The sequence below is a fragment of the Photorhabdus caribbeanensis genome, from assembly GCF_018448885.1.
Classification (GTDB): domain Bacteria; phylum Pseudomonadota; class Gammaproteobacteria; order Enterobacterales; family Enterobacteriaceae; genus Photorhabdus; species Photorhabdus caribbeanensis.
On sequence record NZ_RCWB01000032.1, the window covers coordinates 1 to 18,508 of the forward strand.

Genomic DNA, 18,508 nt, shown 5'->3' on the forward strand with positions numbered 1-18,508 from the left:
CATCCAGTCCTTTTTCACCAAAGGTTATCGTGCCTTTTTTCACTGCTAAGGCTGCTAACGCTCCGTCTTTATCAAATACCGGTTTTCCAGTCGATAAGGTGACTGCCGGGGTATTAACAAAGCCACAGCCATCACAGGTAATGCCGTTCGGGTTAGCAATGAAGACACTGGCTTTTTGTCCCACGACTTCCAACAAACCTTGCAGATTTGAGGCTAAAGTCCCCACCACTTCATTAATAATCAGCTCCGCCGACTTACCGTTAAAGTGAGGGTTTGCTTTAATTGGTCCTGCCAGTACGGATTGTGTAGCACCGGTAGCATTATTTAGTACCAGCCCTAAAGCCCCAACATTAAACTCCTGATAATAGTTATGAGAAACACCATTGAGGTTAGGCGCCGCAATATGGACAATAGGGAGATTATTTCTCACAGCAACCCGTGCCTGCTTATCTGCAAGTTTAATCCCTGGCATTCCACCTGCTATTTCGGGGATATTGATTGTCAGCCGGGGTACACTGCCTAACCCGAGGTCAATCAGCACAGAAGTCACCGGGGTATACTTCTCTTTAGCTGAGTACAACACGGAGCTGTTTTCGGCGATTGCAACTGCCCCTTCGGCTGACAAGATGGCCTCAGTATGAGTGATATTCCTATCAGCAATCACAGTTAAATTGTTGCCGGCATCGACCTTGCCGACATCAAGCGAGTTACCGCTTGTCAGGGTAATATCTTTCCCTGCGGTCAAGGAAATGCCTTCTAGATTTACCCCCGTGCCAGCATGGATCTCAATATTTTCATCCGCTTCCAATTGACTGAACTGACGCAAGCGCTGGTTAATGAGTTCCCGTCTAGCGTCATCATTCTGTGCATCACTATTCGTACTGTTCTGATTATCACTAAATTTAGCTAAACTAGGGGAGAGAAAAATCCTAATCCCCTCATTGCTAGCCAAAAAGATATTTTTCACTCCGTTAGTCAGCACATTTTCAAGAGAAATTCTTCCATCAGCGATCAAGCTGATATCGCCTTGCGTTGCGGTCAAATTGGCAAGGTTAATTTCCTTACCTGATTCGGTGCTCACCAGACGGATTTTATTGGCATATATCCCCCCCAATGGCCGGCTATCAATCGCTTCCCAAGGGTTATAATCTTCCCCTGTTATGGGGACAATGGTCCCGCGTTTGAAATCAATCTGGTTAGGACCTTGTGTCAACGTCAGGTTTTTCGCCTGTAGTTTACCGTTAAGCTTAGTGATCCGGCTGATAATATCGACATAATCCTGTGCCGTTGCATCCAACCCCTTTTCACCAAAGGTTATGGTGCCTTTTTTCACTGCTAAAGCATCTAACGCTCCATCTTTATCAAACACCGGTTTACCGGTCGATAAGGTGACAGCCGGGGTATTAACAAAGCTACAGCCATTACAGGTAATACCGTTCGGATTGGCGATGAAGACATTGGCTTTTTGCCCTACTACTTCCAATAACCCTTGCAAATTCGAGGCTAAAGTCCCCACCACTTCATTAATAATCAGCTCCGCCGACTTACCGTTGAAGTTAAGATTCGCTCCAATTTGCCCCGCCAGCAAAGACTGCATATCATTGGTAGAATTATTGAATACCAATCCTGAAGTCCCAACATTAAACTCCTGATAATAGTTATGAGAGAGGCCATAAGCATTAGGTGCCGCAATATGAATAATAGGGCGATTGTTTTTAGAGGTGATTCGTGTTTGCTTATCCGCGAGTTTAATCCCTGGTACTTCACCTTCTACTTCTGAGAAGTTTATTGTCAATTGAGGAGCGCGGCTTAGCGCACGTGCAATCAGCGCAGAAGTGACTGGCGTATACTTCCCTTCAACTGAGTTATACTTTCCTTCAGGTGAGTGCAACTCGGTGTTGTTTTTGGTGAGTGCAATCGTCCCTTTTGCTAATAAAGTCGCCTCAGTATCAATAATGTCACCGCCAGCATTAACGGTTAAATTGTTGCCGGCAGTGATGGTACTTTTTATTATCGGGAATTGAAATTGTGAGTAGGATTGTTCATCGTCATCGGTATCCTCATATTCATCTACATCATAATGCTTCTCATAGCCATTTCCATGTTCATTTTGATACTCATAGGAATCTTCCGTACTAATATCAATAGTACCACCACTTGTCAGAATAATATCTTTCCCAGCAGTCAAAGAAATGGTTCGTAGATCAGCAACCTTTCCAGCATGAACTTCAATATTCTCATCCGCTTCTAGACGACTGAGCTTGTGCAGACGATCATTAATTATCTCTTGTTTAGTCTCATCATCTAATTGAATACCTTCAGTGCTACTCTGCTCATCATCAAAATCAGTTAAATCAGCATAGGAAGAAATTTCAATCTTCTCATTGGCAGCCAAAAATATATCTCTCGCTCTGTTAATCAGAATACTTGAAATATTAATATGGCCATCGGCGATAATGCGTAATATGTTATCAGCAGAAATAGTTGTTAATGCACGTATTCCTTCCGGGGTATAGTCGTCTCCAGATTCAATAGAAAGAAACCCCTCAGAAAGCAAGGTCACATCTCGACCTGAGATATCATAACCATCCACATTAAGATGTGATTTGCTATCCAGCACGACATGGTTCCCTGCTTTTAAATTTCCTCGGCCTAAATATAATCCTCCGGCACCAATGGTTAGATTTTGTTCTGCCATCATTGATGCATTATTGACTAAACCTTCGGCGGTTAGGGTGATGTTTTTCCCTGCGATTAAAGCTAAATCAGTGGGTTTCCTTCCTTCTTTAAAATGTTCCTTATCCAAATCAAAACGAAATGTATCTTTAAATGTCGCCGTCAGATCTCCACCAGCACTCAACTTACCAATGATATTTCCCTGACTGTCTTTTATTGCTTTCGCTGAAAACTTTTTACCTGTCAGGCTGAGATTTTGCACCGCGCTTAACTCGCCAACATTATTTATCTCGTTAGCTGTAATGGTGTTGTTTTTACTCGCGGTAATAATGGGGTTACTTTGCTTGGCAGGGTTTACGTTATCAAGTTTAGTCGCTTTAATGGTGACATCACCACCAGCACGAATTTGCCCTTGATTCCGCAGTGTTTCGGTGGTCAATATCAGATGTTGACCCGCTTGCACCTTGCTTTTTGCCGCCGTTTCAATGGCTTTGCTGTTGATATTGATGTCCGTCTTGGCCTGGACCTCCCCCAAGGTAATATTACCATCGGCGGTTAAACTGATATCGTCTTGAGTTGTGGTCAGATTGGTAAGATTAATACCAACACCAGCCTCCGTTCCCACCAGGCGGATTTTATTAGCATACATTCCACCGATAGCCCGAGTATCAACAGCCAGTTGCGGCGTTTCTCCTTCTCCCGCTATAGGTGTTGCGGCCCCGCTCTTGAAATCAACCTGGTTCGCCCCTTGTGTTAGTGTCAGGTTTTTCGCCTGTACTTTACCGTTAAGTATCGTGGCACGACTGATAATATCGACATAATCCTGTGCCGTCGCATCCAGCCCTTTTTCACCAAGGGTTATGGTGCCTTTTTTCACTTCTAAAGCCTCTAACGCCCCGTCTTTATCAAACACCGGTTTACCGGTAGATAATGTGACAACCGGAGTATTAACAAAGCTACAGCCGTTGCAGGTAATGCCATTCGGGTTGGCAATGAGAACATTGGCTTTTTGCCCCGCCACTTCCAACTGGCCTTGCAGTTGTGAATCATTGGTACCAATCACCTCATTAATGATCAGGTCTGCCGACTTATCCTTAAGATTAGGGTTCGCCTCCATTGTCCCTGTCAGTATGGATTTCGCATCACTAGTAGCATTATTTAACACCCCCCCGGAGGGTCCCACATTAAAGTCCTGATAGATATTATGGGAAATCCCCGCTCCATTAGGTGTTGCGATATTCACAACAGGAATTTCTCCTTGCTGGACGACATGTGTTTGACCATTGGCAGCTGCAATGCCCGCACCAATTGCCGGGTGCATTGGATACACAGCCATCAGGTAAGTCAGCAGATAACTCAGATATTTCATTTTAGGGGGGTGTTGTTCGGACATAATAGGATATCTTTTCTTATAAGAATTAACTTAAAATTCAAATGAAACGGCGGCATAAACCGCCCACGCATCAGGCTTAAGAATATGTGGATAGTACAGCGGCTTACCGATCATCAACTGGGATGACAACTCACGCCGTGTCAGCGTGACGCCAAAAGCGCTACCCAGTAAGTGGGCTTCTTCTATTCCATAACAGGATTGTCCAACCAGATAACCATAATCCAATGCACCAGTGAGTGTCAGCGCCCCTACCTTACCCATGTTAAGTTGATGAGTGACTTCCTGACGCCAATAAAGCCCCTGATTACCACTCAAGGACTGTGCTTTATATCCGCGTACCGAGTACAATCCTCCGAGTGACAATCGTTCAGGAGATAGCAGATTGTCAGGACTCAATTGACCATAAAATGAGGTCAAATAGGCGGTATTAGAGACAATTGGATAATAATAACTGCTACTTAAATTGAATTTACGAGACGAGTTTCGCGTTGCAACGGGAGGCAATGTCACAACCTGCCCATACTCAAATGTGGGGTTAAACGTGAAATAACCTCTCCCAAGTACGGCACTGTACCGGGAACTAACATAGGCAGTTTTTACCACTGGACTACTCACTGCGAGTTTTTCACCAGCAATAGCATTTTTCACTACCTTATGGCGGCCGCCTAACTGCAAACTTAGCTTCTGTTTTCCATCCCGGTAAAGGGTACGACTGGTATCAACCTGGTGAGTTTGGTTTTCACTATCATAGGGGTAAGTGTTATACATGGACGTCAACGCTTGCCGTGAAGTATTACGAAAATAGTGATAACGCGCGGTCCAATAGCCATAAGGAACACTTACCGATAAGACCAGATTGCGACTGTGGTGTGCTGACCTAAAATCCGTATCCTGTGCCCAAGAAAGAGACCACTGTTCCCCAAGACTTAAAGGGGCATCCAACACTAATCCAGTGCTAGCCTGATATTCACCAGTACCTTTTTGACCACTGTTCTCTATGCTTAACTGTACTTTTCCGGGAAAATGGCTGACCTGTTGCCTAATGTGCACTATGGAATAACCAGGCTGTATGCCGGGTTGGATATCAATGGTAAATTGGGAAGAAGTCAAGCGATTGAGCTGTTCCAACCCTTGTTCAACATCTCGTAAGTTCAAAACCTTACCCGCCATTCCCGGAAATAGCATCTTTGCCATACGCGGTAGTTCGCCATCAATTTCGACAGATTCAACCCTACCTTCTATCATCGCAATATGGAGCTTACCATCCGCCAAGTTTTGCTCGGGCAGTTGCGCTTGCGAAGTGATATAACCATAAGTGATATAAGTATTAGTCACCGCCCTCACCAGTTGCTTGAGTGCAGCAAGCGTGACACAACGATGCAAATAAGGCTGAATTAGCGTGCTCTGTGCAGAAGCAGGTAAAGATTGAGCACCTTGCAACGTAATTTCATTAATGATGACACACCGGGTATCAACAGTTGAGGTACCATCGGCCTCCTGCTCAGATAATGACAGGGATTTCTGTAGATCCTCACGTTGTTGCTGAGCATCTTCAAGTAGTGTTTTTTGTTGCTGACGCTGGCTGTCCAGTACCGCGGAAGAATTTTCCAGATACTGCGCCTGCTGTTGCTGTTTTTGATGAATAAAGGGTAGCTCATCTGCCTGTACGGATTGTATGGAAAATACAGCCCATCCGACCAGACCTATTATTATTCTGCTGGGAATTACCATTGCCATTAATTGAACCAATAAGATTCTTAATCTTTACTAAATAATTATAAGAAAAATTTGAGGAAGGCTATTATGGTTAACATTGTTTAACTCTTAACCCAACAAATTAAAATTCAATCACAAAGTAATATTTTTAGTTTATTTCACCACAAATATAACAAAAAATCAATTTATTAGTGAAATTAAACATATATTGTATAATAATCATTCATTAAAAGCAGGGGGCTATAAGAAAGCTCAAAATATCGGCTCATGCCAAAGTGGGCAATAATGTCAGTAAGGCTTACCACTACCAGGAAATATCTCAAGATACTTTTTACCTTGGAAAAAAGATTTTGCAGCAAGGGGAGAAAAAGGGTTAATTAATAGCAAATCGTGCCCCGAAAACCCAACTGTTCGAGTTGCACCTATTATTGAAGAGAAAATTTTATACTTTGTAGAAATTTGAAAATCTCTATACCTGAAAGCTACAGTGTTCTATACCGTCACAGCCTTAACCTGCTTCCTCAGAATCTCAGAAAACGCTAAGTCAAATTGATTAAACGATTTGAAAAGAAAATATCGAGGCATCAATTATATCGTTGAGAAATTCCCTTTTAGGATCAAAAATTTTACTAATGACTGAACGATATAAGGAGACGTAAATTTAAAAACCAAATTGGCTGAAATAGGAGGGGAAGGCGTTTTACCACTATCACAAACCATATGGTGACTTGAAAAGTAAAACGCCTTATGAAACTTTGATTGAAAAAATGAGAGCTTAAAAATGCTCTGTCAGGGAAGGTCTGAGATCTAACATGTTATATTGCGTAATTAGCTGATTTTTTTACCCTCTTATTCTTCATTCTTTGCTTTGCAAGTTGGCTAGCTGGAGTTCGATGTTGTGATGATGCTACTTCATTTTCTTGAGTGTGATTCAATTTAGATGCCACTGCATTTTCTAGTTTCGACACGGTGCTGTAGGTAAACATCATTGATATAGGAATATCGTGATAGATACGTTGCTTAAGCCTTTCATTGATTTGAACGATATCCAATGATGTGGCCCCAAGTGCAAAGAAGCTGCAATGTTCATCAATTTCAGAAAGCCCGAGCTGGTGTTGTACTTCTTCTGAAATTATCTGTTTAATTGAAATGCTTTTATCTACGATCCCATTTTTAGTCTCTGCCAAAGTACTGGCTTTCTCTTTTTCCGAAGTATTTAATCTTTCCTCAATGGGTATGACAGAAACTAATAATCGTTGTTGCGTCTCCTGTGAAAGTGCTTGTAAAAATACGGCTTCACCTTGCTGATTGGTTAACCCTGCTGTGGATGCGTCAATTTTCATATTTCTCGACGCCATGCCCACTTCCAGCCAGCGATCCCAAGCGAGAGAATAGACCTTGAATTTTAGATCTCGTCTATCAGCAATAGCGTCGAGAAATGCATTAGCAGCAACATAAGCAGATTGCCCAGGAGCGCCACAGTAAGAAAGTAATGAAGAACATAAGACCATCGAACTTAGCTGTTTCTCTTCAAAGTACGATATCAGGTTCATCGTTCCTTCTACTTTAGCCGTCATGATCTTGCGATGGGATGATATATCTGGTTGCATAATCAACGCCCCGGCATCCGAGCCCGCGCTATGGATCACCATATTGATGGCCCCGTAATCACTTTCCAGACATTGTAACGTGTCGAAAAGTTGGGTTTTATCTGTAACATCCAATTGTCGCAGTATCACTTCGCCACCGAGTTGTTCAACCTTCTCCAAACACTCAATTTGTTCAATTAATGCCGATTGCTTCTTGTTTTCCTTGATACTTGCCCATTGTGAACGTTCAGGAATCGCTGTTCGAGATGCAAGCACAATACGGGCCTTATAATGTTGTGCCAGGCTTTGCGATAGCTGCAAAGCAATTCCCCCCAATCCACCACTGATTAAGACTAAACATCTCTCATGCAATCCATTACATTGTTGACGAGTTTCAACGCTTTTACTCGGCAGTGCTTTGAACTCAGGCAACCAAATTTGGTTATGTCTTATTGCCACTCGATAATTAATATCAGAACTAACTAAACGACGAAGTAAAGATTGGGTTGAATTATCCTTTGCTAATTCGTCGAAAGAGATGTCAATTTGATAGCCATAGTGTTCTTGATGCTCGTGGTTGATTGACTGTATTAAGCCTTTCAGTAATGAAAGAGCTGCATCAGTGACTTCATATCCGAGCACATTCTCAATTTGAGGCGTTAACAAAATAAACCGAGAAGCTGCAAGTGATTTAACGGACAATATCTCTTTAATACATGGAAGCCATTCAAGATAATGTGCTATTGGATCAGCAACAAAGTCTTCTGCATTAGGGATTAATACAAACGAACAACAGCCTGTTAGATTTAACGCAGGCAGCTTGTCAGCCTCATCGACAAAGATAACATTTTGCATTGGTAAAACATTATCGACTAGCGTTCTATTATTATCAGCTCCACGACGTGTGGTGAGAACATATATCTGCCCTTCATGTGTCATTTTCTCAATATCATTACACGAGCTTCTATACCACACGGGTTGATACAAAATATTTTGTTTTATATCCGGTGATTTAATCTGTGGTGTTCGACCTTTTACCAGTCTATCTCTGAGCTTTGTGAACTCTTTCTCAGCAAATGCGTACACAGGTAAGTGAATAAGACGACCAGATTGGCTGCTCGGCACTTGCCAGTCGCCTAATCCGACAGTACACCACAACTTAGCAATTTGACTGTAAAAATAGGCGACATCACCCTCAGGCAAATTCGGATGCCTTAGCATATTAGCAATATGTATTTGTTGATCCGGTTTTTCTTTAAAGAATTTTTGCACACAACTGGCGAGCGTGTTGCCTGGCCCTACTTCGATGAAAATAAGATCCTGCTGCGAAGAAAGCGTCTCTAAACACCCTAAAAAGTCGACTTTATCTCTTTGATGAGACAACCAATATGCCGGTTTTCTAATTTCATTGTCGTCATGCCAATCACCAGATAGGTTTGACAAAATTGGGATACCTACAGAATTAAACGCGACGGTTTGCAATACCTGTTCATATTCATCCTGTATTTCATCGATCGTTTTAGAATGGAACGCATGGGTAGTTTTTAGTTGACGCGAATGAATGCCCTGGAGTTGCAAGCAGGATTTCAGGTTCTCAATATCTTCGATAGAGCCAGACAATACTGTCGACTCTTTACCATTAACCGCCGCAATTTCTAAACTTCGCTCCAATAGCTCTGCCGCTTGCTCGTTTGATAAAGGTACGCTTAACATAGCGCCTGGAGACATTTTCGCCATCAATTGTGCTCGCCTACCAACCAAAAATAGAGCATCTTTTAGCGTAAAAACCCCTGCAATAGTCGCCGCCGCATACTCACCCAGACTGTGACCTAGTAATATATCAGGCTGAATACCCTTTGATTCCATTAATCGCGTTGTCGCGTATTCAATGATGAATATAGCAAGCTGTATGATTTCGGCAGGAAACGCATTAGAACTTTCCGGTTCCATTAAGTAGTTTCTTATCTGTTCTCTTTTTTCATCGTCCAACAGCGATAAACAGTGTTCTACTTGCTCTTTAAAAACCGACTCACGGAGATATAAACCTAGCCCCATAGTCTGATATTGCGAGCCTTGACCAGGATAGAGAAAAACAATACGTCTGTTTGCATGTTCACATCTACCACGAACGAAGTCGGCTGTAGAGTATGTCCCCCTGTCGTTTGAACAAACCAATACAGATCGATAACCAAAATGTTCGCGACCATTTTGTAAGGTATGCGCAACGTCGGCTAATTTATTAGGATTAGAGGCTAACCACGCGATTAACCGGTTCTCCATTTCACCCAAGCTCCACTCAGATTTAGCAGACAGCGGGAGTAGTTTTACTGCATCAGAAGCTTGATCATCGTGAGGCTCATCGACATATTCTTCCAGTATCACATGAGCATTTGTTCCCCCGATACCAAATGAGCTCACCCCTGCTCGCCTCACGGTTGCACTATCCCAATCTTTACTGTCGGTATTAACATAAAAAGGTGAAGAAGAGAGTTTTGTTTTGGGATTCGGATTCGTAAAGTACCGATTAGCGCACAGCTTTTTGTGTTTTAACATCAGAGCCGTTTTTATCAACCCGGCCATTCCAGCCGCACTATCAAGGTGGCCAATAATCGACTTTACCGACCCAATAGCAATACTCTGCTGTGGGACTTTGGAGAAAACTTTATTCAGAGCCGTTATTTCTATTGGATCACCAAGCTTTGTCGCCGTCCCGTGAGTTTCAATATAAGAGATGGATTCAGCTTCAACCTTAGACATAGCCAAAGCGCCTCTAATCGCTTCGAACTGTCCGTCAATGCTCGGCGCGGTGTAACCTACCTTTCTTGAACCGTCGTTGTTAAGCGCTGATCCCTTAATCAAGGCCAAAATAGGCCGTCCCTGCTCTAATGCAATTTTGAGCGGCTGCAACACTAACGCACCAACGCCTTCTCCACCGACAGTACCATTCGACATTTCATCAAATGGTCGGCAAGTTCCATCTGGAGAAGTGATCATGCCATCTTGATATAGGTAGCCTTGCTGATTGGGTGTCACTAAGGTCGCAGCGGCAACGAGCGCTGTCTGGCACTCACCTAATAACAAGGCTCTTGATGCCAAGTGTATTGCGGTGAGAGACGAAGAGCACGCTGTCTGGACGGTAATTGCAGGTCCTGTCAGACCTAATTTGTAGGCCAGTCGAGTGGCTGCAAAGTCTTTTTCTACTAAGTTAAATGCAGAAAAAAGACTGGCGCCATCTTGTTCACACTCGTCATAAGCGGCCATTTGCCAACTAAGTTGAGCGCTTGACGCTAAATAACAACCAACCGCCCCCTTGTATGCCGAAGGAGCAATACCGGCAGAACCTAACGCTTCAAAACCACACTCATGTAATTTTCGAATTTGTGGCTCCAAAAACTCAGCTTCACGTTTGTTATAATCAAAAAAATCAGCATCAAATGTTAAAGGGTTATTAATCACTCCCTTAGCATTGACATAATTTTGATTGGCATAATGCTGTTCAGGTACGCCATTTTTCGCCAATGTTTCATCAGAAAAACGAGAGATACAATCCTTGCCTTCTAAACAGTTTTTCCAGAAACTCTCTACTGTTTCACTATTAGGGAAACGACAAGAAACACCTACAATAGCTATTTCTAATCCTGTTAACTTTTGCCTGGTAAATTCGTGCATATGATTATCTTTTTTCATAATTTTCACTATTAAGAAGTGCTAGATTAATTATTGAGAGACGTTTAATTAAAACATAAATACATTGCAGTTGATATTTTCCAAATGGATAAATTAACAAAATTAAATTTAAAGACCAAATATCTTTAACGCTTCATCAAACTGTTCTGTTGAATTAGCGCCATTATCGGAACTATCTAATAGTTGTTCATTTCCATCTATATAGTGTGCTTGTGATTGAATCGTCGTGTATTGAAACAAATTGACAATTTCTATTTCTCGCGCAAACACTTCACTCAATTTAAAACTAAGCTGTGCTAACTTAAATGATGAACCACCTAAATCAAAGAAGTTATCTGTTAAGCTGATATTCTCTTTTCGCGTATTCAGTAAATCTGCCCAAATATCCAATATTTGCTGTTCCGTCTGGTTACTACAGGCCACAATTTTCTTTTGCACCACATCGCAGCGAGGATCAGGCAATTTAGTATTGTCAATTTTACCACTGCTATTTTGTGGGAATGTATCAACTGCAATGAAATATGCTGGTACCATATAATCAGGAAGATGAGATGCAACTTCCTGACGAAGTGCATCGAAATCAATTTCCTCATTAGAACAAATGTAAGCAATTAATAATTGATTATCAGGATCTTTATTATTTACTATCACATGGATATCAACCACGGGCTTAATATCAGCCGCGGAATACCGTTTTAATATCGCTTGTTGAATAACGTTCTCTATTTCGCCAAGTTCTATTCGATATCCGTTTATTTTTACTTGGCTATCTATCCGCCCTAAATACATCATACCTTCCTCACCGATATATCTTGCCAAATCACCGGTTCGATAATAACGCTTACCATTTATCAAGATAAAAGATTCTTGAGATAATTGAACATTATTGATATAGCCTTTTGCCAACCCTTTGCCGGATATAGCAATTTCTCCCACAGCCCCTTTGGGAAGAATCCGCATAAACTCATCAAGCAATACAATTTCCTCACCAGACATTGGCAAACCAATAGGAATCGTCTTGGTATTAATTTGGCTTGAAGCGTTAAATTCAAAAGAGAGCGATTGTACGCAACATTCTGTAGGCCCATATGCATTAGAGGCGTTAGGAACCGACGCCCAGCACTGGGCGAAACTCAACCAGTTTTGCTGTTCTAACTTTTCGCCGCCAATCATCAGATGCTTTACCTGACAATCAATGCGCTGGCCATTCATTTGTGACCTAATCATCCTTAAATGGGTTGGAGTGCAATCGGCAATGTGGATCTTCCTGTCACGCCAAAATTGGCTGATTCTCTTGCCGTCTTTCCTGATCTCATCAGGCACAATATGCAGCGTATGGCCCAGTAAAAGCGCTGGATACATCTGCTGTACCGACGCATCAAAACTGAGTGCTGATATCATTGAGACGTTCAAATCCCACGGGTAATGGCGATAAACCTTTTGATATAACCCTTTGACCAAATTGACGACGGCACGGTGAGGAATTTCAACCCCTTTTGGATTACCCGTCGAGCCAGAGGTAAAAATAACGTAAGCGGAATCTTGACCATTAATTTCAGGCAATTGAAGGTCTTGTTTTGCATCAAATCCATCTTGTTGCAGATTGTCATAGGTAATCTGGCGGTACTCTTCCAATTCCAACCTGGTATCAATTGACGATATAACTAATCGCATGTCTGCAATATCTAATACATATTTCTTTCTGCCAACAGGCCAATTTATATCGAAAGGACAGTATTTTCCGCCTGCTTTAAGCACCGCGAACATTGCTATTATTGCTGAGCAAGAGCGCGGCATATGTATACCAATCGTATCGCCTCTTTCGATACCTAACTCTATTAACTTGATGGCGCAGGCATCGCTCAATTTATCCAGTTCAGCATAACTCAACTCTCCCACACCATCTGCGATAGCCGTTTTTGCTGGATGAGTACCTACCTGTTGTTTAAATAAAGCCAATATCGACTGTTCGGTATTAATACCATTTTCTGCTTCAACAACATTTAAATAAAAGGGCTCAGGTATTAACAACTCAGAAATTTTACCATCAGAACGTATTTTACTTACCCAAGACTCCACCATATTCATTATAGTGATGATGTATTCTGAATCGTATATGGAAGTCACTTCACATGATATTAGCGCATTATCATGTTCAAAGCATAATTGCGATAAGGAGCGCTCAAAAAATTCATCAGACTCCTTTTGACAATTTTTCAATATCACAGCTAAAGGGAAGGTGACTGTACTATCAAAAATGTTTTGAAAAGATGCTACGGAATACGCCAGCTTTTGCTGAATATTTGTTGAAGCAGCTACGATCACCTCTTTTAAGGTACACTCACTATCGAAGTTAAACGGTAAACATAATACCTTTGCTTCAGTTGAATCTTCGAGATAATTTCCAGTAAGAACCGTTATCTCAGAACTCTTCAACATAATGGCCTGCGCATAAGCGACCAAAGACATGAGCAATATGCTCAACCGTTTATTTGAACCATTTGCAATTGAAAGTAAGGTCTTTGAAGTTTCTTCAGAAAAGCTAAACTTTGTTGGCTCAGATGAGATATCTTTGCAATAAGAAATCTCACACTCTGGACTATGGTATTCAGATAAGAATCCCTTCCAATAATTTACCGCAGCTTCACTAATTACATTACCATTATCAGCCATTTTTATATCTCATCTTTAAAAGTTAATTAGCCATTCCACTTCATTGTAATTTCTAACTCACCAGTATGTTCATCTACACCTTCCTTTTCCTCGATAAAGCCATTCATTCTATAAAAATCTCTCGCCAGTTTATTTTTTGAATAAACATTAAGAACCAAATCACTTCTTTTACCGAAGGCGTCTAATAGTAATTTCTTGCCAATCCCTTTACCTTGAAAATCAGGGTGAATAAATATTGACGCCAGAATATTATCAACCAAACTGATAAATCCAACAATTTCATCATTATACTTGGCAACTACAGTTTCAGCGCCAGGAATATAGATATTCATCATATCCTCCTTACATGAGTGCCAAAAACTCTCGCTAACAAAGTGATGGCATTTAATCGAAGCAAGATACCAAATATCTACAACCCTTTTTATTTCTTCAACATCACCATTTAACTCTGTTAAGACAACGTTTTTAACATATTTTGCAGTCATGATTATTTATCTCCATATTTATTAATTAACAAAACTAACTCTTTTCTTCATTTTTCCACGACGTTCCGCTAGCCGATCTCGTCTCGACATAGACTCTTCTTTATTGACTAAGTTTATTTCCTGTTTTTCACCGGACTCAATATATGAAATAAGAGTCGCCATATTCGTGTATGTGAAGAAATCAACAACCTTTAACGGGAAAGGTAGGAACTCATTCAAAACATTTGTGATTCTAAGAAGTTTTATTGAGTTAGCCCCCAAATCAAAGAAACTGGTCTTAAGGTCTATTTGATCTATCTCTAAAATTGAAGAGAATACCTCAATCACTTTATCTTTATAACTTGAACGCTCTAAATCAACAATATTTGGGCTTGTTAAATCAAGATCAGGCAGGCTTGCTAAATCGACTTTTCCATTTGTTGTCAATCTAATTTCATCGACAGCTTTAAATATACCAGGCACCATGTAACTAGGCAGAGATTCAGATACATAACGCCTTAGATTATTCTCTGCAATATCTTGATCAGAAATGTAATAAGCAACTAGCTGATCTTCTCCATGAATCTTCTTAATCACCACAACAGCATTACGGCATCCGTCATATGACTTTATTTTTGTCGCTATTTCATCTAGCTCAATTCTATAGCCTCTCAATTTTATTTGATTATCTACTCTACCGATATATTCAACGTCACCATCACCGTTAAAGAAAGCTAAATCACCGGTTTTATATAGTTTTGATTGATGATCAAACGGGTTATCAATAAATTTTTCAGCGGTTAAATCTGGCCGATTCAAATATCCCCTGGCGAGAACGCTCCCCCCGATATAAATCTCACCGGGAACACCTATTGGTTGAGGGTGTAAATTTTTATCTAAGATATATATTTTAGCGTTATTTATTGGTCTGCCTATGGGAACAACAGGATTTTCTTGTTGATCTTGTTGATATCGATAGATCATACAACCAACCGTGGCTTCCGTTGGGCCATATTCATTAAAAATAGTTACGCCAGGTTTCAGTTTATCCGTGATTTCTTTACACAATTTACTTTCTAATTGTTCACCACCGAGAATAAACGTCTGTAATGAACTTTTATTATCACAGATTTGATTGAGTAAATTTAATTGTGAAGGTGTGATTTTGACATTACTTAGACTTTGGTTTTTAGCCACATCTTGTAAGGCTTCAAATGATTGTTTATCGATAATTTCTATTTCTCCGCCAGAAATTAGCGGACACCAAATAGAAGTCACGGTTAGATCAAACGCGAGACTGGTAAACAAAGGATAAACCGAACGATAACCCTCTGCATGATAGGAACTCATCGCCCAGTAAATATAGTTCATAACCGTGTGGTGCTCCAACATCACCCCCTTTGGTTCTCCGGTAGACCCTGAGGTAAATATGGTGTACACAAGGTCATTTTCAGAGTATGCCAAACTTGGTCGCTGGCTGTCACCCTCTTTTACTTCTGACAAACTGAGCAAATCATCATGATAAATAATATGTTTAATGCCATTAGACAAGATCTTATTCACTCGTTCTTCTGGAGTGGATATATTGATTGGGACATACGCAGCACCCAACTTATTTATCGCAATTAACAGCGCTATCGTATGAATACTGGCACGACATTTGACGGCGACAAGTTCCTGATGCTTAACACCTTTTGCATAGAGACCTTTTGCAATTTGGTTAGATAGTTCATCGAGTTCGGCATAAGTGACGCGAGTGCCTTGCTGCCTAATAGCGATATCACCTTGATATTTTTCCACCGCAGCCTGCCATGCGAAAGTTAAGTGAGCAGGCCCAGGTAATGGAACATCATTATTATTAAAATCAATAACTAACTGATTATATTCTCTCTCATCTAAGAAACAGAGTTCAGATAACGTTTTTTCTGCATTATAAGCTAGCGCTTTTAATACTCTCGTGAACTGTTTCAGGATGCCATTAATAAAATATTCTTGGTATTTTTCGGAATTATAACTTAGTTTTAAAATCGCGGAGTCAAGCAAATTGACTTCTAAGCTCAGATCGAAATTTGTGGTTTCAGACGTTGTATATGAAAGAATATCCACACTTGCTGACAGCTCTTGTAACCTTCTTGAAATGGGGTAATTTTCTATCACCACAATACTATCAAAAAGATTATGCTTTATTTTATTAACACTTTGTATTTCAGAGATTGGATATTCTTTATAAGCATCCCTATCCAATATACTGGTTTGCACTCTCTTCATGATGCTTAAAAGCGTCGTTTGACCGGAGAGATTATCGACTAACAATGGTGGTGTTTGAATATATAAACCAATGCTATTTTCAATGCCAGGAATTAAATTATCTCTACCAGATACTGTGGTACCAAAGCAAATGGATTCTGCATCATTATACTTTGATAAAACAGTTGACCAAGCAGCGTATATTGCAATAGCAAGCGTAAATCCATTCCCTTTACAATATAACTCAACTTCGTTTATTAGATTTTTATCTAATGTACATTCAACTTTACCTACTCCTTTTGAGAGCAAATTCTGTTTACTTGGTAAACTAATTGCTGCGTCCTGAGATATGACGCCAGTCCAAAATCCTTTTGCTTCATTACATTGCTTAACTTTATTTAAATGAACGATATAATCTTCATAATCAAAAATTTTTCCAACACATTCTAATTGAGGATGATCATAATAATCCCAAAGTTGGGTTATGAGTAGCCCCAGACTCCAACCATCCATACAAATGTGATGATATTGAACATGAAGTATATAATTATCTTCACTGACTTTATATAAGTTAATCTTGATTGGGCAATGTTCTAAATCAATTTCAGTTTTTTGAGAAACTATCTCATTAATATTTTCTTGAACTTCCCTATAGCGATTATTTTCAAATGTTCTGAAATCTATATTAAGCGGTTTATTTTCAAAAATAATCTGAACTGGATGGCTTAACCCTTTCCAGCGATAAACCGTTCGTAATGCTTGATGTTCCGATACCACTCTGTTCCATGCAATGTCTAATTTCTTTTCATCAATCAAACCAGCAATGGTTAAGGTAAAGTTTGTCACGTAAACATCTTTGCCGCCCTCTTCAATGGAATGATAAAGCATTCCCTCTTGCATTGGACTTAAAGCGACAATGTTATAATTCACTGGCATTTCCTAATCCGTCCATTCCATTACATTTTATGTGACTTATATATTTCATGGGCATTTTCTATGCCCATTAATATATTGGAAATTTTTAAATACCCATCTGATATTACTGTTGTATTTCGCATATCCTGGAGCATACAGTAGTAATGTTCTAAGCTTTCCGTCTCAATAATAACAATATCTTGAAAATCGGCAGAAAACCCTTCCGAGTCTACGGTTCTAACACTAATAAAATCATGGTACTTCACTAGAATTTCAGGCAGCGATTCATTCTGCAATTGTTCTCTTTGAGAACGATTTAAAGCATTCCATTTATCACTAAAAACCAAGGTCCAAATAATCACATATTTCATATAAATCACCGATTGAAATTCAGATCACTTGCTATTTTATTTATTAAGCTACTTGGGAAACTATTAAGGTAAAAATGATCTCCATCAAAAGTACTATGAAGAAATTTACCATTAATGTAATCTTTCCAAGAAGAGATCATTTGAGGCGTTGCTACAGCATCATGTAGACCAGAAAAACCATGCACTGTCGTTTTGTCATTAATTTTCACATCACTCATACGCCAGGACTCTATTATTCTAAAATCACTCCTCACAATATCTAACATCATTTTCATAACAGCATGATCTTCACAAAAATCCTTCGAGCCGCCCAATTTCTCAAGATATTCGATTAACTCACTATCACTTAATGACGCACGAGATAAATTCTCTTTATTCTTTAAGTGTGGCGGTTTGAAAGCTGAAATACCTAACCAAACAGGGGGCGTACCTAAATTCTGTAACCTTAGCGTTAATTCATACGCTATAAGGCCCCCCATACTATGGCCGAAAATGGCAAATGGCTTATCCGTCTGAATTTGATTCAAAAATAACTCGATGACCTGCTCCATAGATTTTAAGAATGGCTCACCAAAACCCATGCCTCTTCCCGGTAGTTCAAGAGCGATACACTTTATCCAGCCCGGCAATAAATGCGCCCAAGGTCGATAAAGCATATGCGAACCACCAGCATGATGAATCGAATAGAGCCGAACATCTGCATTTTTGCTATCGTTAATATCTATAAAATTTTTCATATTTTTAAATAATGTCAATAAAATGGAGCGGGTTTCAGTT

Annotated in this window: 8 protein-coding genes; all 8 read right to left on the reverse strand. The window is 40.2% G+C overall.

Going from position 1 to position 18,508, the window contains the following annotated elements; all coding sequences use genetic code 11:
- Positions 1-4,069 (reverse strand): two-partner secretion domain-containing protein (locus EAE90_RS24505; protein WP_214054660.1); only part of this gene is annotated, 4,069 nt, incomplete at its 3' end.
- 30 nt (positions 4,070-4,099) lie between these two features.
- Positions 4,100-5,806, reverse strand: a complete 1,707-nt coding sequence (locus EAE90_RS18155; protein ID WP_214054661.1) for a ShlB/FhaC/HecB family hemolysin secretion/activation protein — start codon at positions 5,804-5,806, stop codon at positions 4,100-4,102.
- A 794-nt stretch (positions 5,807-6,600) separates the two neighbouring features.
- Positions 6,601-11,061: a type I polyketide synthase gene (locus tag EAE90_RS18160; RefSeq protein WP_214054662.1), complete on the reverse strand. Its 4,461-nt coding sequence runs from the start codon at positions 11,059-11,061 to the stop codon at positions 6,601-6,603.
- A gap of 108 nt (positions 11,062-11,169) precedes the next feature.
- A complete protein-coding gene (locus tag EAE90_RS18165; RefSeq protein ID WP_214054663.1) occupies positions 11,170-13,734 on the reverse strand; it encodes a non-ribosomal peptide synthetase in 2,565 nt (854 codons plus the stop codon).
- A gap of 26 nt (positions 13,735-13,760) precedes the next feature.
- The gene (locus EAE90_RS18170) at positions 13,761-14,219 is read right to left on the reverse strand and encodes a GNAT family N-acetyltransferase (RefSeq protein WP_214054664.1); all 459 of its coding nucleotides are present in this window, start codon (positions 14,217-14,219) and stop codon (positions 13,761-13,763) included.
- A gap of 21 nt (positions 14,220-14,240) precedes the next feature.
- Positions 14,241-17,375 carry a non-ribosomal peptide synthetase gene (locus EAE90_RS18175; RefSeq protein WP_214054665.1) on the reverse strand — a complete coding sequence of 1,045 codons (3,135 nt, stop codon included), beginning with the start codon at positions 17,373-17,375 and terminating at the stop codon, positions 14,241-14,243.
- Between the two features lie 26 nt (positions 17,376-17,401).
- Complete coding sequence (locus EAE90_RS18180; protein WP_214054666.1) at positions 17,402-17,731, reverse strand: darcynin family protein; 330 nt, start codon at positions 17,729-17,731, stop codon at positions 17,402-17,404.
- 5 nt (positions 17,732-17,736) lie between these two features.
- Positions 17,737-18,486, reverse strand: coding sequence for a thioesterase II family protein (locus EAE90_RS18185; protein WP_214054667.1), 750 nt, complete (start codon positions 18,484-18,486; stop codon positions 17,737-17,739).
- Between the last annotated feature and the right edge of the window lie 22 nt (positions 18,487-18,508).